Raw genomic sequence first — 21,104 nt, 5'->3', positions numbered from 1 at the left:
TACTACTTACGTTTCTTATGCGTCATGGTTTCTTTTATGTTTGTGGTATATAAAAGTATCCATTTTATTATTTCTTTAATTTTCTTCTTTTTAAGAAAATCACAACTGCTCCTGCCAGTGCAGCAATCATAACTGCGATATATAATGGCATATTTGCATTATCTCCTGTCTTCGGAGATGTTACGCTGTTATTACTTTTTGTTACTGGAGTTTTTGCAACTTTAATCTTAGCCTGTGAATTTCCATCGTGAATTCCTTCACCATTTACCGTCGCCTTATTAATTAGTGTCTTTCCTTCAGCTGATTTTAAAACTTTCGCTTTATAAGTAACAATTACTTTTTCACCATACTTCAGACTTGGAATCTTCACTTCTAATTTATTACCTGATGTTTTAATTGTGTAATCAGAAATTCCTGTTACCTTTATACTACTTGTCTGTAATTCCAGACCTGTAGGAATCTTATCTTTGATCACAACATTTTTTGATACCGAATTTTCTTTTTTCAGAGAAACCGTAATACTATAATTTACCATGTCTCCTACTTTATATTGTTTCTTATCAGCATCTTTTCTCATATCAACATCCTGTTTTACAACCTTAACAGAATTATCATCAGATACTTCTTTTGCATTGTCTCCCTGCGTTGTTGCTGTATTCTTATAAGTCCCAATCTTCTTATAGACAGCATCATAGGTAACTTTCATTTCATCATCCGATGTCATGTTCTTTCCTGTCTCGATTGCAAAATATGTTCCATTTGAAACAATCTTACAATCATTTGTGATATCTGATCCATTTAATTCAACTTTTACACTGTCAGCATCAATATCAACTGTATTACTGTCAAACTTGTCCTTGATGATCACATTTCTTGCTGTTGCATATTTATTTTTCTGATTGACAATCAGTGTATACTTTCCAGTGTTACCCACTGCATATTCTTTTTTATCAGAGGATTTGTTAATTGTTAATTCTGGTGTTGCTTCTTTCACATCGACAACATTTGTAGCCTGATCCATGTTCGTATTATCTGCTGTGGCCACCACTGTGTTTGTATATTCTCCAATTTCATCAAAGAATACATCATAGCTTACTTCCATATTGTCTTTATCAGATAAATCCTTGCCGGTTGTAATCTTAAAACTGTTATCTGTAAATTCCACCTTGCAGTCTTTTGTAACATCTTTTCCATTCAGCTTTACAAGCATACTCTTCTGATCATATTTCATACCCTTTTCCTGTACAAACTGATCTGTAATTACAACATTTTTTGCTGTAAGTCCTTCTCTTGTCTGCTTGATCTTAAGAGTATATTTACCTGTCTGTCCTACCTCATATTGTTTCTTGTCAGATTTCTTTTCAACGGCCAAAACTGGTGATTGAATTGTAATGTCTTCGTCATCTTCTCCACCACCAGAAGGAATCTGTGGATCATCTTTAATTACATCTCCATTCGTATTCTTTGTTGCCGGAGCGGTAAAATTGTTATCTAACTGTCCATCTAACGCTGCTTTATCTGTTATAATCGCATCATAAGTCACTTCCAATTTATCTGTCAGATTCTTTAGACTTGAATATGGCTCAATTTTAATACATGGTATATCGGCATTTTTTAAATTATATGCTGTATTGATCGTAAATCCTTTTCCACCTTCTTCATATTTAATATCTAAATCTTTCGTAATGTCCTGTCCATCAGAAATTACCTTTACAGTACCTTCCTTAATTTCAAGTCCTTCTGTCTTGACAAGATCTTTCAGTACTAGATCCCTCATAAATGTACCAGGATTACGATTTGTGATTGTAACAGTATATGGAACTGTATCACCGACTTTAAATTTTTGCTTTGGTGCAACTTTTTCAACATCTACTTTTGGACTGTTAATATATACTTGTTTTGTATCTTCTTTTTCTGGAATTCCTGCGGCTGCAGCACTTGCTGTATTATCAACCACTGTTCCATTTGAAGCTACTAATGCTTTTGCATCATACTCCACTGTAATCACTTTTCCATATGGAAGTGCATAATTTCCTTTTGATTTTAATACCCATCCATTTCCTGACTGTTCAATCATATAATTTGCTTTGTCAATTCCACTGACTTTGATACTAGAAAAATCAAAGACCATGCTGTCTGGTAAACTTGTATCTTTGATCGTAAAATATGCTGTATCAGCATTCTTATTGGAATTGTATGCTTTTACTGTGTAATGAACCGTATCATTCACTTCGTTTTCATAACGATTTACAGTTTTCTTGACATTTAATCCAGGATCTCCATTTTCTGTTGTAGATAATTCAACAAGTGTTTCCGGCTTATTGGTAATCATGTTGATTCCATTGATCTCAACAATCGCTGTATTATCCTCTTTGATCGTCTTCTGATCTTCTGAATAATGTCCATGTTCTTTCCATGTAGTTTTCAATGTTTCAAGCTGTTCCTCTGTCACATTGTCTGGAACATCCATCTTTACATTGATTTCGAGACTGTATGCAGCATTCTTATAAAAATCATCTTTTGTCGGATCTTTCAGTGTCGCTTTGACTTCATTTGCAGCTGTTACAATATCAAACCAACTTGATACATCAGCTCCATTGTCTGTTTTTACTTTTACACTATTGATCTTCATACAGCTTTCAATACTATCTTTGAATACAAAACTCTTGTATTTCTCTGTAGCATTTTGTGCAATCTTCTGTTTTACAGAATAAGTCCAACTGCTTCCAAGATCTCTGATTGTATTTTTCACTACATTGGTTTCATCTGCATCTGAAACAGTTTTTTCAGGTCCTTTGATGATTGTTTTCACTTCATTCGATGGAAGATTTGTACCATCAATGATTGTTTTTGCACTATTGTTCATAGTGATCGTTTTTGCTGTCTCTGAATAGTGTCCATGTTCTTTCCATGTAGCCTTCAGTGCTTCAAGCTGTTCCTCTGTCACATCGTCTGGAATATTCATCTTTACATTAATCTTCAAACGGTAGATTGTGTTATTATAAAAAGCTGCATTTTTCGGATTCTTCAGCTTTGCAACAACTTTATTACCTGTCTGTGTGATGGTAAACATGTTTGTGACATCCTTAGTTACTGCATTTGCATTGTCTGCTTCTACTTTGACACTGTTAATCTTCATACAGCTTTCAACCTGATCTTCAAAAGCAAAACTGTCATAATAGAAATTCTCCGGTGTTCCATCTGGTACTGGCTGCTCTACAGAGTAAGTCCAGTTTTCAGCCAAATGATCTACTGTATTTTGCTTCACATTTGTTTCATTAGAATCACTGACAGTTTTGACTGGATTGGAAAGTTTGAATGTTGTCATAACCTGTCCTGTTCCCACATACTGTTGAACTCGTGTTGGTCCCCAGCTGGAACTATCATCACCGGGGCGTTTGTCCATACGGCCAAACTTATAGACAAAGTTATTACCAGAAAAAATAAATGCTGCTGTTGACCAGGCATCATTCTCTGCAAGTTTGTTATCTTTTTCAGCATAAATACTAAATCCACCACTTGTTTTCATGTAAGCTAAATGTGTATCTCTGGAAACATATTCTCCTGCCAAATTTCCTGCTTTCACACCAACATACTGACAAGCGTCAATATCTGTTAGAGAAACATTTGTTTTAACTGTTACTGGAGTTGTTGTTCCTGCCTGGTAAAACTGTGATTTTACCGTCATCTCACTGATTCCTATATAAGCAACATCTGTGATTCCTGTCCCTAATGCCACATAGCCATTTTGACTTTTCCACTTAGCAATTCCGGTTACAGTACGAACAAGGTCTAATGTGATCCAACGACCATTAGAGCCATCTGCGTTACATTGAAATAACTTTAGATTACTGATCTTAATCTGGATATTATTTGCCGTGTTATTCGCTGTCTTAAACCACTTGTAGTTCTTTAACCAGGTTTCAAGCGTTAATTCTCTATCCTTATACTTTGATGGAGCTGCACAAGCAGTTCCTTTTACTACTGTTACTTTTGTTTGTTTTGTTTTTTGAATTCGGAATCCATAGCTTGCATCAACCTTTAGAGCCTTGTTCTTTTTATCTGCGTAAGACGAATATCTATGTTTACCATTACTATTCTTTACCCAATTACCTCCTTCGGTTGTTCCTTGCTTTATTTTTACTGCTTTACTGGTATCCACAGCAGCCGCTTGAACGAAAGTAGGTGTTGTTTGACTTATCAATCCTGACAACGTCAAGATCATCGTAAGCAGATATACTGTTACACGTCTGCATAGATTTAAAATTCCTTTCCAATATTTTTCTCTCATAAATCGTCTCCTCATATTCTTTCATTAAAAAAAGCACCTTACGGTGCCGATAAGGTCTTTCTATTTTATAACATGGATTTCTGATCCTGCACATATATACTCCTTTCTCTAAATTTTCACAATAAAAAAAGACAAAGTAAATATTCTCTTACTTTGCCTTAATTATTTGCTAATATTAATACCAACCTTTAAGTCCCAGTAAATATAGCTTACTATTCTGCATAATAATTAATTTTCCATCTTTATATCCCCTTACTTTATAATATAAATTATAGTCAGGAATTTCTTTGTAATCGTAATCTTTTCCATAGTATACTTTTGTTTCACCAGACTCCAACTTAAAGTCATAATCATCTTTTGTAGGTTCTTTCACATTTGACATCTTTCCTACCCCGACATTTCCATAAAGTGTTATGCCATGCAGAGCTTTAATTGAAGCCTGATCTCCATTTGCATCTGTATCCATAAAATATGATAAATTCCCAATTGATAACCATTCCTCACCTTTTTTCGGATACTTATCATCTTGATAGGCTACAAACCACTGATAATTATTAATATAACCATCATCTTTTAAATCATATCGAGACACATACTTCTTTTGTTTAGCAGCTGTTTCCAAATCCTTATTTAACTGATCAAGATCTATCTGACTTTCCTTATCTGGCGGCATCTGAACTGGTTTAGAATTTTGCTGATCATTTTTTATATCATATGCTTTCTTATTCAATGATTTCACAAGCTTCTTATTTTTATAAATTCTAATATTTACTGTATTCTTTCCAGCTTTTTCTTTCATCTTCACAGTAAATTTTCCAGAATTTTTATTAGTTGTCACCTTGTATGTTTTCTTATTCATTCTGACAACAACACTATACTTCTTTCTTGTATAACCTGTTATTGTTTTTGAATTCATAGAAAAACGTTTAATCACTGGTTTCTTTGCAATTACATAAATCTTTTTCTTAGTGTAATATTTATTCTTGCGGTATACCTTAATTACTAATTTCTTTCCTGGTTTTTGTTTTGGAATCCTGATCTGAAATTTTCCTTTTTTATTTGCTTTTGCTGTATATGTTTTCTTTCCAACTTTTAATTTGACTTTATAACGTTTTTTTGTCTTTCCTTTTACCTTTGTTGTCGTGTCATACACTGTGTTGACTTTTAATTTCTTACTCGCTGCATCGACATTTGTTGGAATCATGGTCATTGAAAAAAACAATGCCATTGCAACTACTGCACTTTTCTTAATCTTTCTCATATTGTTTTCCCCATTTCTTTTAATTATTTAATCATTTTTTACAACTTTATCCTATCATAGAAGGTGTCCTATAACAAGTACTTTGAAAAAAACTTACTATACTAAACATCCTATCACAAATATAAAAGTCACAATTTGCCAACCTTACGCATTATTATTTCTTGATTCTGTATTTTTCTTACCTCCCTCATATAATTCTTTCTGATCTTGCTTTAACTTTTCTATTACTTTAATTATATTGTCTATTGTTCTAGCTTCATTTCCTGCCAACCATACCCAAGTTTTTTCTTGATCTTCTGTCATATCAATATCACCTAAAGTATCATTTAATTTTTTTAAATTTTCTTGTACCATCTCATAGTATCCTGGTCTTCTTGTATACCATTCAATATCTTTTTGTGGAATATGTAACACATTTATCCTCCTCTCAAAATCTTAATATTATTTTTTTCACAATGGGCATTCCCCACATTATTAAAAAAATGATACACCAAAAACAAATCGTCACACCAATAACCATTGCCAAAAAAACAGATTGCTTATTCACATCTTTCCTCTGAATATAATTAGCTATATCATCTAAAATTTTAGCTATAAGGAATCCAAAAATACCTGCTACTAATATTTTAATCACTGTTATAACTCTCATATTTCCTCTAATCACCATCTTTCTTATCAATAATTACAATATCCTTCTAAATAAGTCGGAACAGAAAAACAAGTTTTTTCATCGTATACAGGTATTCCATCCATTCCAAAACTATATGTTTCACTAATCTTTACAAGCTTTTCATCATTTAACTGCTTACCTAGATTCCTTAAATGACGATTAATTTTACTTGAGTGACTTTGAAAAGTCTGATCTTTTACTCCTAATAATAATTCTTCCATAGGAATCTCTCTTTCAAATTCTGTTAAATCTGATTGTAAGTCTGCATAAAATCTTTGGATTATCTCTTGCTTCTTTAGAATCCGATCAGTCGTTTTATTTTGCTTTTTCTTACTTTTTTTATCTTCTTTACGATTCCAGATTTCCCAGAATGGACCTCCTGCATCTGCTGATTTTGAATTTTCTATAATAAAAGAAAGCTCATATTTCTTCTGTGATCTGGATCTGCTTCCGACATCAGCAACTTCTACTTTCCCGGATTTATCCATTCCTAACAATGTTATGAAATGTCCTTTCTTTGTAAAATATCCTGATCCCATAAGTCCTACTACCATATGACCAGACTTTAAAGCTTTTTCTATCTGAATCTTATTTTTATATAATCCTTTACATTCAAGTCCCCAGTGATTTGCCATTGCTGGTATTGCACTGTGTAATGAACCCGAAACAGAATAATATCCATTCTTTTCAGCCCATGAAGCTGTATCTACCGGTGTAACCCATTGATGTGTTAAGTTTGAAATACAGACTGCAACCGCTGTTGGACCGCAGCCTGAAGAATGCAATGACAAATTGTTATGATTCCACATAGCATCTGCTTGATTAAAATAGAAATAACTCCCCAAATATTCTTTTTGACCTTTCTGGTCTTTTGTAAATGAATTTTGGGAAGTTATCTCTTCTTTTTTATATATTTTCTTTTTAGTTTCTGTCCTTTTTTTCTTTGAACGGACTTTCTTGTGTGAATTCTTTTTTTCTTTTCCTTCCTTCTTTTTAGTCTCTTTTCTTTTATTTGTCTCTGGTTTTTCTTTTGAATTGTCAGCTTTTGTCTCTGTCGTGTGTACTTGCTCTGTTGTTGTTACTTGAGTTTCCGTAGTTACTTCTGTTGACGATTCCTGATCTGCAAATATCTCAACATCACTAAAAAGCATCATGGCTGCAAAAAATGCTGCCATAGTAACTGTCATTGCTCTTCTTCTCATTCTTTTAGTTTCCTTTCATTAGAAACGATTCTCTATGATTCTTCCGCATTATCACTTCCATAATACAACTTTAATGCTTCATCAATTACCTTATCTATTTCTTTCTGATCCTGCTCTGGAATAAAGTATTTCTCCAAAACTTTTTTACTTACTTTTATTGCTTTCTTTTTTGACTTTGTTTTTTCAGTTTTTTCTTTATCATCTTCTTTTCCATTGATGATCTTAAGTATTGTATTTTCATCTAAAGCATTTCTCTCTGCTACTTTTTTCATCTTTTCAGACATCTTTTTGTCTATTTTTAAATCTTCATTATTAATCAAATCTGAAATAAATCTTTGACAATCTTCTGAAATAAATGATAAATCAACAGCAATCTTTACTCCAATCTTTCCATCATCCAGTTTTTGTTTTAATTCGTCTGACAGTTTATAGATTCTTAAATATCTTTGAATTGAACTCCTGCTTAAATGGAATTCTTCATCTACACTCTTTGTCTCATCATCTGGATTTAAATCAGTACGTCTTCCCTGTCTCTTTAATGCTTCATTTCTACGATAAATTAATTCTGCTTTCTCTGAATGAGACATCTTTTCAAATCCATGCTGTAAATTGGAATCCATAAAAACTATTTCGGCCACATCATCATCCATATCATCATTGATCAGACAAGGAACCCTGTCCAATCCTGCAAGCAAAGCTGCATCTCTTCTATGATGACCTAAGATAATTTCATAATCTTCATTTTCTAATGGTCTAACAACCAATGGCTGAATAATTCCATTAACTTTTATAGATTCCACAAGATCTTGCAAATCCTGCTTTGAATATCTGTTTTCTCCCAAATTTCCTTTATGATAATCCTTTAGATGACTGATCTGAATTTCGGTTACTTTATCTCGTGTATCCTCGATATCATCCACACCAAATAATTCATTTAATGGTTTTAACTTCTCTTTCTCTGTCATTTTGCTAATACCTCCTGTGCTAATTTCTTATATGCGATCGCTGCATCTGAATTTTTTTCAAATTCTCCTACTAATTCATGCTTACTAAGAGATTTTCCTACAGCAATTCTTTCTGGAATCTGACTTTCAAAGATATTCAAGCTTTCATAAGCATCTCGAACCATTTGAATGATCTTTCTTGACAAATTATTTCTTTTATCAACTCTGGTAATCAAGATTCCATCAATTTTTAATCCTGGATTTAACTTTCGTTTTGTCATGGCAACAGATCTTAATAATAATTCCATACCTTTTGCAGATAGATATTCAGCCTCTACCGGAATAATCACACTGTCCGCAGCTGTTAATGCATTGATTGTCAACATTCCAAGAGAAGGTCCACAATCAACCAAAATATAATCATAATATTTCTTATACTTTGCCAAGACTGTTTTTAAAATCTGTTCTCTACATGTAGCATTAATCAAAAAAAGCTCCGTGGAAGCTAACACAATACTTCCAGGAAGCAAATCCATTCCATAGATATCAATCATAATATCTTCTTTATCTAATAATTCTTTATCTTCAATCTCTAACTGCATGAGATCAGCAATGGATGAAATGTTTTCATCAAACTGCCCTAATGCGATAGTAAGTGAAGATTGTGGATCAAAATCGACCAATAGCACTTTTTCCCCCGCCTTGGCCAACTCTGCACCTAGATTTAATGTTGTCGTTGTTTTTGCTACGCCACCTTTTTGATTTACGATTGCAATTACTTTTTCTTTCATAGTGAACTCCTTTATATTTATTTAATTTATAATTACTAACAATTTTATAAGGGGGAAGATTAGGGAATCTTATACTATTTGGGGAGTATCTAGTAAAAAACGATATAAATTAAATAATGTATGATTACCGATTCCCTAATCTTAAACATTGAGGAGCCCGTATATGGCCGATAGCACAGCCAGTTTTGAGTATTAAAAAAGGCACATATCTAAATTGATATATGCCTTAATGTCAGAACCCAAGATGATCTAAATACAAATATTCTTCAACAACAGTCTTATTTAACCCTGTTGAAGTTTACGTTGTAGTTTACACTTGTACAATATAAAATTTTATTGAAGTTTCAGTGAAGAACTAAATCTTCACTGTTTGATAGCTTATGATATACGGCGATAATTGGCGATATTTTGGTAGTTTCGCCAATTTCTTCACCATATCTAATTTATCTAAGAAAAAACTCCATTTTATGCGGTTCTCTATGAAAGTTCGCAAAAGAATTTGCTTAAAAGGTTTATTTCAACTGTTTTGCTATCTTTTCTAGCTAAACTCTCTTACTTACAACAATTTATAGTAAAACCAACTTGAATCGTTGAAGTTTTTTTCTTCATTATATTTGAAATCAATTTATAAGCATACCTAAACCGCTTTCGGCCTGGTCAAATATATTATATCTGATATATTCAATTATTCAATCTTTACAAACATTAAACTTCTCATTGAAGATCTTACGATGTCTTTGTATATAACATATTAATGTAAGATGTCTTCAAAGTATCAACCTCCCTCTTATTAAACACTTCTATCTCATCGAACATATCAGATTCTTGAACATGATAGTAAACTTCTAATGTAGTTGATAAATGTTTATGTCCCATAAGACGCTGTACTATTTTAACATCAATTCCTGCTTTAATCAAGTATGTGCAGAAAGTATGTCGTAACATATGAGGATATGAGTGTGGAAAATACATTGGAATCCTTTGTTCAATCGTTGATAACAATTTCTCTTCCTTATTATAAGACTTTTCAAAATTGTTTAGTATTTTTTCAAATTGATATCTGGTTACTGGTGTTCCCAATTTAGTTGTGAATACTAAATCTCCAAATTCCTCTTCATTGCCTTTCCAATATCCATTGATCTTCTGCCTTTTCAAAAAATCCTTACTGATTTCATACCATTTTTCTAAAATAACACCAACATCTTTCACAAAGGGAATTATCCTCACGGAATTCTCTGTTTTAGTTGATGACAAAAACAATCTCTTTTTTCCATCAGCATAAAAATTTACTAATGCTCTGCGAATATAAATTATTTTTTTCTCAAAATCTATGTCCTTCCATTGTAATCCTCCGACTTCGCCAACTCGCATTCCTGTATATAATGCTACATATAGCATCGCATAATACCAATGATTATTTTCATAAAAATACTGCAATAGTATTTCTTGATCGCTTTTAGATAAGTACTGATAAGAAAATTCTTTATCTTTCCTCTTTTGAATACATCGTTTTTCATTAATCTTTTTATCTTTAAATGGATTAAATTTTATAAGGTTATAATCAATTGCTTTTTCAAAACAATCATTCATATATCCTAGGCAAGTATTCATAGAATTTACAGCATGTGTAGGATTTTTTGTCCAAGCTTCTAAAAAATCGATAACATCCAATTCAGTGATCAGCTTTAATCTTGAATCACCAAAATGTTCTGCCATTATATTTTTATATTTTGATAGGACTCCTACTGCACTCTGTTCTGCAAGCCGCGGTGCTTTATATTTTTCATACCACCACATGAACCATTCATTTAAAGTTGCATTCTTAAAAATAACTCCTGGACCTTCTTTTATGATTTTTATTCTTTTATTGACCCTGCGTTTCAGTTGTTCCAGATTCATATCAGAATCATAAATCTCTTCACCTGCAACTCCCTTTTTTGCATAATACAGTCCGTTAGCTTTTTGATAATATCCTTTACCTAAATCTTCTCCATTTATGCTTTTTCCCATTAGAGATCCTCCTTTAGCGAATCATCTTATGGTTCTAACTTAATCAATATACCATATTTATGATTCCTGTTCTACTTCTTTAATGTTTTTTTAGATAGCCACTTATCTAATAGTCTTTTGTTTATATACCATCTATTTCCTATCTTTAAAGAAAACGTGCAATCTTTTGATTTTATCAATTCTCTGGCTTTTGTTTGACCAATTCCAAGATATACGCAAAATTCTTTTAGTGTAAGCAATGGTTTATCTTCCAATTCAAGATACACATTTTTTTCTTTCCGCTCTGCAATCATAGTTGCACCTCCAGTCATTCATAGATATTTTTGAACAGCAAAAAAACATTCCTTATTTATCGTATACAATCAATTTTAAATAAGAAATGTTTTTTCAACGATTCAAGTTGATTAAATTTTTATTGCCCGTATTAGGCCGATAGCACAGCCATTTTAATATAAGGAAGAAAACAATTTTTTATTTGCTTTCCTATATTAAAATTTTTTCGGTTACACAAACCAAGAGTATCAATTATATTCTGTTCAACTCCTTCATATATCCTACATGTATCATCAACTTTCTAAAAACACCATGCGGTTATATCTGCCGATTCTGATCGGGAGCGACACCTGTACGCAACAGCCATGCCGAAGTTTCATTCATATGTAATTCATGCAACTATTCTATTATCAATGTCCCATTTGTCCTAAAAAGTGTACTTTTCAGGACAAATTTATTTATTAATATAATACACTAGAAAGTGCAAAAAATCAATGTATTTTTACAAAAAAGACAATATTTTGCAAAATTTCTAAAAGTACAGTTTTTGGGATTTTTGTACTTTCATAATAGTATTTCCGAGAGCCAAAACAGAAACGTTTTGGCTCTCTTTCATTTACTTTGATTCCCTGGGAACATAAGTTGTTTCAACAAGCTTCTTTTATCTTTCTTGCTTTCGCATAAAATGTTGATCTTGGCATATTACATAATTCGGCTGCTTTTCTTATCGTAACCTTTTTCTTTATCCATAACTGTACCATCGGATAAAAATTGTCCGGAACTTCTCGCTCTGGTCGGCCAAATGCTACTCCACGTTCTAGGGCTGCATCAATTCCTTGTCGCTGTCTTTCTTTAATTTTAATTCGTTCAGTTTCTGCAACGTAGCTTAGAATCTGTAATACTAAATCTGCTATAAATGTTCCCATCAAATCTTTATCTTTATTTCGTGTATCTAATAATGGCATATCCAATACAACAATTGCCGCTCTTATTTCTTTCGTGATGATTCTCCATTGTTCTAAAATTTCCTCATAATTTCTTCCCAGACGATCAATTTCTGGAATATACAAAACGGATTCTGAATCCAAAATTGCTATTAGCTTTTTATATTCTTTTCTTTCAAAATTCTTACCTGACATCTTATCAATATAAATTCTTTCATCTGGTATTCCTCTTTCCTTTATCATTTTAATTTGTCTAGCTACGTTCTGTGTTTTGCTTGATACTCTTATGTATCCATATTCTTTTGTGTTGTTATTCATTTATACCTCCAAAATTAGATTAACAATTAATTAGTTACTTTTTCTATTTTAGAGGTTTTTATATTATTAACTATTTCACTTTGATTCCCAAGGAATCAAAGTAAGCCTTACTTTTCTTTTTGATATCTTACTATAATTCAGAGGGTTTGGGATACTTCCCATATATTCAAGGGGTTTGGGGATGTGCACCAACAAGCTCTATTTGTCGTCGGACAAATAGGATGCTTGCTTTAAATTCTTCGAATTTAAATTTCCACTTTGAGAAGCAAAGTGGCACGATCATTGGAAAGAAAATCCTGCTGTCGCAGCATGTGAATTTAGAAATTCACTTTTGTTCCCAGGGAATTAAAGAGACCGCCGCTTACTGCGACAGCCCCTATAAATTTTCTTCTAATTTATATTTCTATATCATATCCTGCTTTTTTCAAATCTTCATAACTATCAAATCCATATTGTGCTGATACAATTTCTAAATAATCCTCTACAGGTATCATACTATATTCGTATTAACCATTTTTGTTTTTTCCCTAACTCCAATGCTGATACTTTTTAGATAATCAATATTGATACCTTTTACATAATCAATATTGAGAGTTAACGATAATTTCTCGCATATATGATCTGTAATATAAAATGAGTAAGTTACACCTTCTGCATCTATAACATAAGGATCAACATTTAATTCTATATAAATATCCGTGAGTGATCTTATTTTGGTTTTTTCTGCTGTATCCAATCCTAATTCCAATATTCTTTTCTTTTTTTTCTTACATATTTCAATATATTGCTTAATTTTCAATTTTCCTTTTGTAGTTAAAATTAAATTGTTCATTTCCTTCTCCTTCCAACATCTTTAATTATTTGTTATAAACTTACGGTTTGACCCCTATTTGCTTTCAAAATCTGAAGCTTTAGAGGTGGCGTTTTCTTTTTTCGGAAACACTTGTTTTTGTATCTTTTCTCCTTTCGTAAATAATCTATTTGCTTATATCGGGTTTGCGTGCATCTTAAATAGCAGATAACTATACAGTTGCAAGGGGATAAGTGGTAAGCGGAACAAGCACCGCTTGTGAGCATTAAGGAACGTCCCTTGTAACTGTATAGTTATCTGCTATGATGCACAAAGCAAAGCCGTATATAAGCATAGACTCAGAAAGCAAATAGATTATTTATGATTGGAGAAATTCAATAACTGGATGGTTGGAGATAAAAAGGGGACCCTTGGGGAACCGTTCGAAAAGGGGATATAATTCTACTTATGTTCCTCGGGAACATAAGTCCCATTTTTATTGATTATTGAAAAGAAAATCTACTATCCTATTTTTCAGAAAATAAATAAAAACACTTTGATTCCTGGGGAACAAATGTTAATTTTTAACAGTTTTTCTGATAAACAATTTATTGACAAATTTCTAAATATCTTTTATAATTAAATACATCTTAATTAATTCATTTATAATATTATTATAAATGTCATGGCATCCATTATATGGGTGCCTTTTCTCCATTTTCAGAACTATTTATAACTTATGTTCCCGAGGAACCAAAGTTTTTCAACAAAGTCGTAATGATATATATTTCCGTATCATTACGACTTTGTTTTTAATATTTCTTTACCAATATTTTTCTATATACTCTTGTGCTTTATCTTTCGTAAGCGAAAATTCATTTATGATATTTTTCATTGTATCATCTTTACTAACATTGAATTTCTTTGACATCTTAATTGTACCTTTAATCTCACCCTCTTGAATTCCTTCTTTTTTTAATTCTTCTAACGCTGTACACATATTCATCTGACCTCCCATTCTTTTTTCAATTTCTAAAGCCTGATTAATGAGTTCTTGAGATTCTGTAATTGCACCGATAACCAATCCAATTTCTGTTGGTATCGCACAGTCTTTATATACTCTATTTATTTTATCATAATTCCTTTCATAAATAGAACGGCTTAAATCAAAAACCATATTTACATCATCATTATGGAATTTCATGGTGTTACTTTTTTTAATCTCTACCAAGTTCATTTTATAATCTGATACCAGCGGTTTTATTTTATCTGGGATTTTTAACATATCTGTAAGGCACAATGGTCCATCCCAGTCAGAATCTCCATAATATACACAAAGCAATCAATGGAAAGTGAAGTGAATATTTGAATACGATGGTTGGAGAAAAAAGGGGGTTCCCTGGGGAACCGTTCGAGAAGGGGATATTTATATTTTCAACTTATGTTCCCTAGGAACATAAGTCTCCTTTGTTCCCTAAAAATTCAAAGTAACTAAAAAAGTCTTCATAATATATTTCCATATCATGAAGACCCTTTTAATATTTATCTACCAATATTTGATTACATCAAGCCACTTGTGGATAATCAATAACAGCTATTTCTTGCATTAATTTCTTAGCCATGTCAACAATTACTTCAAGACGTTCAGCAACATCATCTGTATAATACTTTTCTCCACACTGCTCGCACTCAAGGCATGGAACGTTTTTAATCACGATAATACAGTTTTTATAATTTACGACATGTGTAGTTGTACTATTTACAGTTGTGCTATTTTTACAATACATACACATATTTCTCACCTCTTTCTTCGAGTCTTTAAATCATCTTCAAATTTCTTTGTATCTGGATAATATACCGTGATAATGTATATATTTATATTATCACAGCCTGCAACAATATGCAAAATACGTCCTTTTACATTATATCCAAAAATCAAACAACTAGGATTGGGATAATCCTCTGGATAATCTTCTATAATTTCACCCGTTGCAATTCCATTTTTTACATCAGCCCGACTAATATCTCTCTCCTGCATTCGTTGTAAACAATGTTGTGTCCAAAGAATTTTTGATTCAGCACATAATTTTTGATATATTTCTATATTCATTCCTTTCCCTTTCTTTTGACAATATTACCATAAATATCATAATTATATTTCTTATGATTCTATGATATCATAACTTACTTTTTAAGCAAACAATATCTCTTTTCTATCCAATGGAATCAATTTTATAATTCCATTGGATAGCTTTAATTTACATTTCTACTTATGTTCCCTAGGAACATAAGTTATATTAGACTTCAATAATATATGCTCTGTCCGCCAATTGTTCTGTTGGCTCTACTTCATTTTCATTTGTAATTTTAACAATCTCGGAACATATCTCCACATCATATTCACTTTCATGATATGGAAGTAAAATCATTTCATGGATAGAAGATGGAAGTACCATGATTTTCTTTGTACCTACCATTTCTGAAAAAGCTTTCATCACTTTTTTGTCCAATACTGCTGATGCCCCTCTATAATATAATTTATTTGAAATTATAAACATTTCATTTTCATCTTCAAGCATTGTTGGGGGTGCTAATATTTCTACAAGTTGTGTTTCTTTCCTTACATTTTCTTCTGCTATTTTCCATGCTTCAGATTCCTCAACATCTGCATTTTCTAACATTCTTTTATAAATTTTTGCTGAACCAATTAAACCATTTAATCCTTCAATTCTCAAAAACAAATATTTTTCAATCCCATCAAATTCTGTCTTACTTTTTATGATATCTTCCGTACTTTCTTTTTGAACTCCTACATAAATTCGTTTCAGAAACTCCTCTCTATTAAAGTATAATGGTTTATTTAATTCTTCACTTTCACGTACTGCATCATTATGAATTTGAAGCATTTCATTTACAATATCTTTTACTGTTGCTCCTGTTTGCTCTGCTTTCATTATTATATCTTCTGCATAAAATACTGGTATCATATATCTGTCAGAATCAATAATACTAATTCCAAGCATCTTAACTCCATTTTTCATGACATATTGTTCTTTCACTTTATATCCCATCTCATTTAATTCATTGATAATATCGTTTTTTGTCATTTTCTTTTCTCCTTATAATAATCATTTAAATCATTTGGTTCATTATCTCCAGACCTGAAAATATTTATTTTCAAGATCTGATCTTTTTCTGCACGGGGAGCGTATTTTGTTTTTCGGAAACAATCGTTTCACGTCTATAGTCACCTCACTTTCCATTGATTGCTTTGTTCCATTTATTTTCTGAGTCTTCACTTATCTTTCGGGTTTGCGTGCATTTTAAATAGCAGATAACTATACCATTGCAAGGGGATAAGTGGTAAGCGGAACAAGCACTGCTTGTGAGCATTAAGGAACGTCCCTTGCAATGGTATAGTTATCTGCTATGATGCACATTAGCAAACCTGATAAGTGAGGACTTAGAAAGTAAATAGAACAAAGCAATCAATGGAAAGTGAGGTGAATATTTGAATACGGTGGTTGGAGAAAAAAGGGGTTCCCTAGGGAACCGTTCGAGAAGGGGATTTTTATATTTCGACTTATGTTCCTTGGGAACATAAGTTACTTTGTTTTACAACAACAAGCAGGAGCTATCTTTACTTTTACCTAAGATAGCTCCTGTCATTATCTTTTATATCTCCAGTTCGTCTTCTATTTCATACGAATCTGAAGGTAATTTATCATTATACTGTTCTTGCTCATATCTAGCTTTTTCATATTCATTCGTTGGAATATATAAACGCTTACATTCAAGAATCCCATCAATTTGTCGATCGATTAATTTATTTAGTTGCTCCAGTCGATTTTCCGGAAGATCAAATTCTCCATTTTTTTCAAACTTAAATCCTCTTAAGTTCTTCAGATCACTACGGATCTCTGGAGTTAACAGTGCATTAGCAATCTCATTAAAATCTTCTCCGATCTGTGTTGGCCGTGAAGCTAAATAAAGATCAAGATTTTGAAAATCTTCCTGCTCTGCATATGGAAGAAGTGCCTGATTATGATCAAACATTGGTGCCATTCTTTTTATTTGCATGGTTCTATTATCTACCATAAAACCATAATTACCCATATGTCGATCTGTATTTAATATTAATGCATCCAAGACTATCATTCTTCGGAAGTCTTCCTCACAATTGTATTCTTGAAATTTTCCCAAAATATCTTTTACTGAAACAAGCTTTCCAAAAAATTTTGTAATAGGTACATAGCCTTCTTGTTCAGATGTAAACAACTTACATTTGGATGCTATTTTATTATGGTATTTTTCGACATCATATGCTACTGCATCTCTACAGATTATTTTGGCAATTTGAGATGAATACATTTCCGAATATGGTTCTAATCCTGCATTTCTTGCTCCTTCGCTGCCTCGCTTTAAAAGATAGATTCCATCATCTTCTTTTACCCAGCATTTTGCAAAACTTCCTGATGTGCCAAACTCTGGTGATGTTGTTGTAAATTCTTTTCCATATAATCCACCTTCAAATGCAATTTTAGCAATTGTTTCATCGAACTGATTCTCATACAGTGATACATTTTTCCATTTTAAAGAACTATCTATTGGTTTGATCCAGAATGTATCATTTAAGGATAATGCATGTGTAACTCTTATGAAGCCATCCAAATTATAGCAGCCACACATTCTTAAAAGATCTGCAATATATTGTCGATGCTTCGGAGCTTGTCTTTGACTGATCCATGAACCAATTCCATCATATCCATATGGTCTTATTTCTAAATATGATTCTTCTTCCTGAAAACTTACACCAAGAGGAGAATTATCGCAGGTAAATTTTAATATTTTATCGTCTTTATTCATCAAATAAAATTCATTTTCTAAAAACATTGTTATTCCCTCTCTGCTTTTAATTTTTATGTGCTTTCATTATATCATTGTACTCTCCGCATATAAACCATTTCTTATTTTTCACAACATACTTAAATATTTTCTTATAGCTGTTTATATGAAATCGATTTAATATTTCTACAACTCCTTTGTAATAAACACAATAGTATTCTCGATTTGACTTGTCTATTTCTGTTCTTGCTCCTGCAATCTTCATTTCTCTTAATCTAAATTCTTTAATGTCACCGTTACACTCTAAGATCTGTAACCTTACGTCTGGAATTTCTCCAACTATATTTACCAGCTTTGTTTTTTCTAGTTCTTTTACATCTAACATATCATCACCTCATAATGGCATTATACAGGAACATACGTTCTATGTAAAGAAGATGATATTAATTGCAAATTTCGTGGCAGTTATTCTTCCTGTCATCTTTCATATTTACATTGTAATAATTGAATTTTGAAAGGAGACTACACGATGTTAAAAAAATTTATTATATCCATTGCAAACTGGGCATTTAAGTTACTATTAAAGTATGGGATTATCCGATTGGTAAGAATACTGTTAATAATCTTAATTCCACTTTATATAACTGCTTTGGTACAAAAACGTTTGCTACCCATATGTGTATTTATTTCCCTGTTGTGTATGTTTTTAGCCTTTTGGCTAATCTATCTATAAACACACAAAAAATAAACAAGAAGCACCAATGATTACGTTCTGGTGCTTCTTATTCTATATCTTGCTTCTTTTTGCTATTTAACTACAACCTTGCACACCATCTTTTTCTTACCAACACTGATCGTAATCTTTGCTGTTCCTTTTTTGACAGCTGTGATCTTTCCTTTTGAATTGACCTTAGCAATCTTTTTGTTGGATGTTTTGTATTTTACCTTTTGTGTGCAAGTGATCGGTTCGATCACTGGTCTTAGCTGATAAGATTTCTTACGCTTTAGATTCAGCTTCTTTGGTACATTTTTAATGGATGTGCAAGTAACAGCGTTTTTCTGAACCGTAACATTTATTGTCTTTTTCAGTCCACTTGCCAGTGTGATCGTGATCTTTGCTTTTCCCGTTTTATTTCCGGCTTTGATCGTGCATGTTCCGTTTTTACTTCCAGAAATTTTCACAATCTTCTTGTTGCTGCTTGTCCAAGTCTTTACGAAATCCCCTTTTGCAAGTCTGCTTACCACAAATTTCTTTGTTGACTGTTTGCGTTTCAGCTTTAAGAATGATGCATTGACTTTCAAAACAGGTTTTAACTTGCTTCCAATAACTCTGGTTTCTTTTTTACCACAGGCATTACAGATACGTTCCTGTACAGCTCCGCTGTAGATACTCTGGGCTTTTACAGTCTTCCAGGAATCAAACTTGTGTCCAGTCGCTGGAATCGTCTCTGTCTTTGTTCCTTTGCAGTCTGCACAAGTGTATGTCTTAGAACCATCTTTTTCACAAGTAGCTTCTTTCTGGATCTTTCCTTCATCGAAGCTGTGTTCTTTCTTTGGAATCACTTCTGCCTTTGTATCTTTACAAATGCTGCATGTATAAGTCTTCACTCCTTCTTCTGCACAGGTAGCCTCTTTTGTAATTTCTCCATCGTTCCACTGATGTTCTGTCTTAGGAATGGATTCTGTTTTTGTTTCTCCACAGTTCTTGCAGGTGTAGGTTTTTGTTCCTTCTTTCTTACAAGTCGCAGCTTCGGTTACTTTTCCACTATCCCAAGAATGTCCAGTGGCTTTCACTACTGCTCCTTTACTGATCAGCTGACCACAATCCTTGCAATAAGTGTCACCTGTGTAACCATCTTCTTCACAAGTTACTTCTTTTTTATCGCGGACTTCTGTATGCTGATGCCCAGTGGCAGGAATCGTTTCTACATATGTTTTATCACAGTCTGCATCCGTACAATGATACGTTTTTTCTCCGTTTTCTGTACAAGTTGCTTTCTTTGTGATCGTTCCCTGATCCCAATGGTGGGATGTAACTGGAATCTTTTCTGTCTTTGTTGCTCCACATGTCTTGCAGGTATAAGTTTTAACACCTTCTTCTGTTTCCGTAGCTTCTTTTGTGATAACTCCGTTATCCCAGGTATGACCTAATTTATTGATCACTGTTCCAGATTCCAGTTTTGTGCCACAATCACTGCAATAGATATCACCGGTATATCCATCTTCTGTACAAGTCGCTGCTTTCTGATCTTTTGTTTCCTTATGTAGATGACCGGTAGATTCAATGATTTCTTCTCTCGTTGTACCACAGTTTGTACAGGTGTATGTCTTGATTCCTGTTTCCGTACAAGTTGGTTTTTTGCTAACCTTACCACTATCCCATGTATGGCTTAATGGGTTATCTAATGTTACGTCTTTTGTTTCTCCACATACGCTGCATTTGTAATGCTGAATTTCTCCAATACCACACGTTGCAGGGGTTGTAGATGTAAGTTTCCATGTATGATCCAACTTTTCAAGAACTTCTAAATCCAGTGATGCTCCGCAAACGATACAATCTCGGCGTTTTATACCATATTTTTTACATGTCGGCTGAATAATTTCCCATTCCCCAGGAGTGTGGTCAAGCTTTGCAATCTTTTGGCCGGCACTTATTTTCTTATTACAAACACTACAGTAAGTATCTCCTGTGTATCCTTCTGCTTTACATGTTGCTTCTTTCTTATTACGGATCTCTGGAGTATGATCTTTCTTTGGAGTTTGAT

The 21,104-nt window shown here is 32.7% G+C and carries 18 protein-coding genes; all 18 read right to left on the bottom strand.

Features of this window, described 5'->3' with window-relative positions; translation table 11 throughout:
* Window positions 1-67 precede the first annotated feature (67 nt).
* Entirely contained in the window at window positions 68-4,291 is a 4,224-nt protein-coding gene (locus tag OCV53_RS09700; RefSeq protein WP_055197940.1) for an isopeptide-forming domain-containing fimbrial protein, read from the bottom strand.
* A 175-nt stretch (window positions 4,292-4,466) separates the two neighbouring features.
* Entirely contained in the window at window positions 4,467-5,552 is a 1,086-nt protein-coding gene (locus tag OCV53_RS09695) for a hypothetical protein (RefSeq protein ID WP_055197938.1), read from the bottom strand.
* A 144-nt stretch (window positions 5,553-5,696) separates the two neighbouring features.
* Complete coding sequence (locus OCV53_RS09690) at window positions 5,697-5,966, bottom strand: hypothetical protein (protein WP_055197936.1); 270 nt, start codon at window positions 5,964-5,966, stop codon at window positions 5,697-5,699.
* Between the two features lie 13 nt (window positions 5,967-5,979).
* Entirely contained in the window at window positions 5,980-6,201 is a 222-nt protein-coding gene (locus OCV53_RS09685; RefSeq protein ID WP_148368953.1) for a hypothetical protein, read from the bottom strand.
* Between the two features lie 26 nt (window positions 6,202-6,227).
* Window positions 6,228-7,424, bottom strand: a complete 1,197-nt coding sequence (locus OCV53_RS09680) for a C39 family peptidase (protein WP_055197932.1) — start codon at window positions 7,422-7,424, stop codon at window positions 6,228-6,230.
* Between the two features lie 32 nt (window positions 7,425-7,456).
* Window positions 7,457-8,389: a ParB/RepB/Spo0J family partition protein gene (locus OCV53_RS09675; RefSeq protein ID WP_055197930.1), complete on the bottom strand. Its 933-nt coding sequence runs from the start codon at window positions 8,387-8,389 to the stop codon at window positions 7,457-7,459.
* Window positions 8,386-9,159: a ParA family protein gene (locus OCV53_RS09670; RefSeq protein ID WP_055197928.1), complete on the bottom strand. Its 774-nt coding sequence runs from the start codon at window positions 9,157-9,159 to the stop codon at window positions 8,386-8,388. Before OCV53_RS09670 ends, OCV53_RS09675 begins: the two co-directional genes overlap by 4 nt.
* Before the next feature lie 726 nt (window positions 9,160-9,885).
* Window positions 9,886-11,169: a tyrosine-type recombinase/integrase gene (locus tag OCV53_RS09665; protein ID WP_055197926.1), complete on the bottom strand. Its 1,284-nt coding sequence runs from the start codon at window positions 11,167-11,169 to the stop codon at window positions 9,886-9,888.
* Between the two features lie 71 nt (window positions 11,170-11,240).
* A complete protein-coding gene (locus OCV53_RS09660; protein ID WP_055197924.1) occupies window positions 11,241-11,462 on the bottom strand; it encodes a helix-turn-helix domain-containing protein in 222 nt (73 codons plus the stop codon).
* A 627-nt stretch (window positions 11,463-12,089) separates the two neighbouring features.
* Entirely contained in the window at window positions 12,090-12,704 is a 615-nt protein-coding gene (locus tag OCV53_RS09655; protein WP_055197922.1) for a recombinase family protein, read from the bottom strand.
* Between the two features lie 490 nt (window positions 12,705-13,194).
* Complete coding sequence (locus tag OCV53_RS09650; protein ID WP_055197920.1) at window positions 13,195-13,536, bottom strand: hypothetical protein; 342 nt, start codon at window positions 13,534-13,536, stop codon at window positions 13,195-13,197.
* 781 nt (window positions 13,537-14,317) lie between these two features.
* Window positions 14,318-14,794, bottom strand: coding sequence for a hypothetical protein (locus tag OCV53_RS09645; protein WP_262568799.1), 477 nt, complete (start codon window positions 14,792-14,794; stop codon window positions 14,318-14,320).
* A 265-nt stretch (window positions 14,795-15,059) separates the two neighbouring features.
* Window positions 15,060-15,287 carry a type II toxin-antitoxin system MqsA family antitoxin gene (locus OCV53_RS09640; RefSeq protein ID WP_055197917.1) on the bottom strand — a complete coding sequence of 76 codons (228 nt, stop codon included), beginning with the start codon at window positions 15,285-15,287 and terminating at the stop codon, window positions 15,060-15,062.
* A 5-nt stretch (window positions 15,288-15,292) separates the two neighbouring features.
* Complete coding sequence (locus OCV53_RS09635; protein ID WP_055197916.1) at window positions 15,293-15,604, bottom strand: DUF4258 domain-containing protein; 312 nt, start codon at window positions 15,602-15,604, stop codon at window positions 15,293-15,295.
* Window positions 15,605-15,791: 187 nt separating this feature from the next.
* Window positions 15,792-16,601 (bottom strand): DUF5688 family protein, encoded by an 810-nt coding sequence (locus OCV53_RS09630; RefSeq protein WP_055197914.1) that lies wholly within the window; start codon window positions 16,599-16,601, stop codon window positions 15,792-15,794.
* Window positions 16,602-17,169: 568 nt separating this feature from the next.
* Window positions 17,170-18,387 carry a HipA domain-containing protein gene (locus OCV53_RS09625; RefSeq protein ID WP_055197912.1) on the bottom strand — a complete coding sequence of 406 codons (1,218 nt, stop codon included), beginning with the start codon at window positions 18,385-18,387 and terminating at the stop codon, window positions 17,170-17,172.
* Between the two features lie 19 nt (window positions 18,388-18,406).
* Window positions 18,407-18,724 (bottom strand): hypothetical protein, encoded by a 318-nt coding sequence (locus OCV53_RS09620; protein WP_055197910.1) that lies wholly within the window; start codon window positions 18,722-18,724, stop codon window positions 18,407-18,409.
* A gap of 422 nt (window positions 18,725-19,146) precedes the next feature.
* On the bottom strand, window positions 19,147-21,104 hold a 1,958-nt coding region (locus OCV53_RS09615; protein WP_172674558.1), incomplete at its 5' end, for an Ig-like domain-containing protein.

Origin of the sequence: Anaerostipes amylophilus, assembly GCF_025567365.1 — a bacterium.
In the GTDB taxonomy this organism is placed as follows: Bacteria; Bacillota; Clostridia; order Lachnospirales; family Lachnospiraceae; genus Anaerostipes; species Anaerostipes amylophilus.
Note: the sequence above shows the minus strand (reverse complement) of the source record. Positions and strands in the feature narration are given on the sequence as shown.

Excerpts from the sequence above, each read along its gene's own strand:
- OCV53_RS09630 (WP_055197914.1), bottom strand. The coding sequence starts at position 16,601 with ATGACAAAAAACGATATTATCAATGAATTAAATGAGATGGGATATAAA.
- OCV53_RS09685 (WP_148368953.1), bottom strand. The coding sequence starts at position 6,201 with ATGAGAGTTATAACAGTGATTAAAATATTAGTAGCAGGTATTTTTGGA.
- OCV53_RS09655 (WP_055197922.1), bottom strand. The coding sequence starts at position 12,704 with ATGAATAACAACACAAAAGAATATGGATACATAAGAGTATCAAGCAAA.
- OCV53_RS09675 (WP_055197930.1), bottom strand. The coding sequence starts at position 8,389 with ATGACAGAGAAAGAGAAGTTAAAACCATTAAATGAATTATTTGGTGTG.
- OCV53_RS09700 (WP_055197940.1), bottom strand. The coding sequence starts at position 4,291 with ATGAGAGAAAAATATTGGAAAGGAATTTTAAATCTATGCAGACGTGTA.
- OCV53_RS09670 (WP_055197928.1), bottom strand. The coding sequence starts at position 9,159 with ATGAAAGAAAAAGTAATTGCAATCGTAAATCAAAAAGGTGGCGTAGCA.
- OCV53_RS09660 (WP_055197924.1), bottom strand. The coding sequence starts at position 11,462 with ATGATTGCAGAGCGGAAAGAAAAAAATGTGTATCTTGAATTGGAAGAT.
- OCV53_RS09680 (WP_055197932.1), bottom strand. The coding sequence starts at position 7,424 with ATGAGAAGAAGAGCAATGACAGTTACTATGGCAGCATTTTTTGCAGCC.
- OCV53_RS09650 (WP_055197920.1), bottom strand. The coding sequence starts at position 13,536 with ATGAACAATTTAATTTTAACTACAAAAGGAAAATTGAAAATTAAGCAA.
- OCV53_RS09635 (WP_055197916.1), bottom strand. The coding sequence starts at position 15,604 with ATGAATATAGAAATATATCAAAAATTATGTGCTGAATCAAAAATTCTT.
- OCV53_RS09620 (WP_055197910.1), bottom strand. The coding sequence starts at position 18,724 with ATGTTAGATGTAAAAGAACTAGAAAAAACAAAGCTGGTAAATATAGTT.
- OCV53_RS09625 (WP_055197912.1), bottom strand. The coding sequence starts at position 18,387 with ATGTTTTTAGAAAATGAATTTTATTTGATGAATAAAGACGATAAAATA.
- OCV53_RS09665 (WP_055197926.1), bottom strand. The coding sequence starts at position 11,169 with ATGGGAAAAAGCATAAATGGAGAAGATTTAGGTAAAGGATATTATCAA.
- OCV53_RS09695 (WP_055197938.1), bottom strand. The coding sequence starts at position 5,552 with ATGAGAAAGATTAAGAAAAGTGCAGTAGTTGCAATGGCATTGTTTTTT.
- OCV53_RS09640 (WP_055197917.1), bottom strand. The coding sequence starts at position 15,287 with ATGTGTATGTATTGTAAAAATAGCACAACTGTAAATAGTACAACTACA.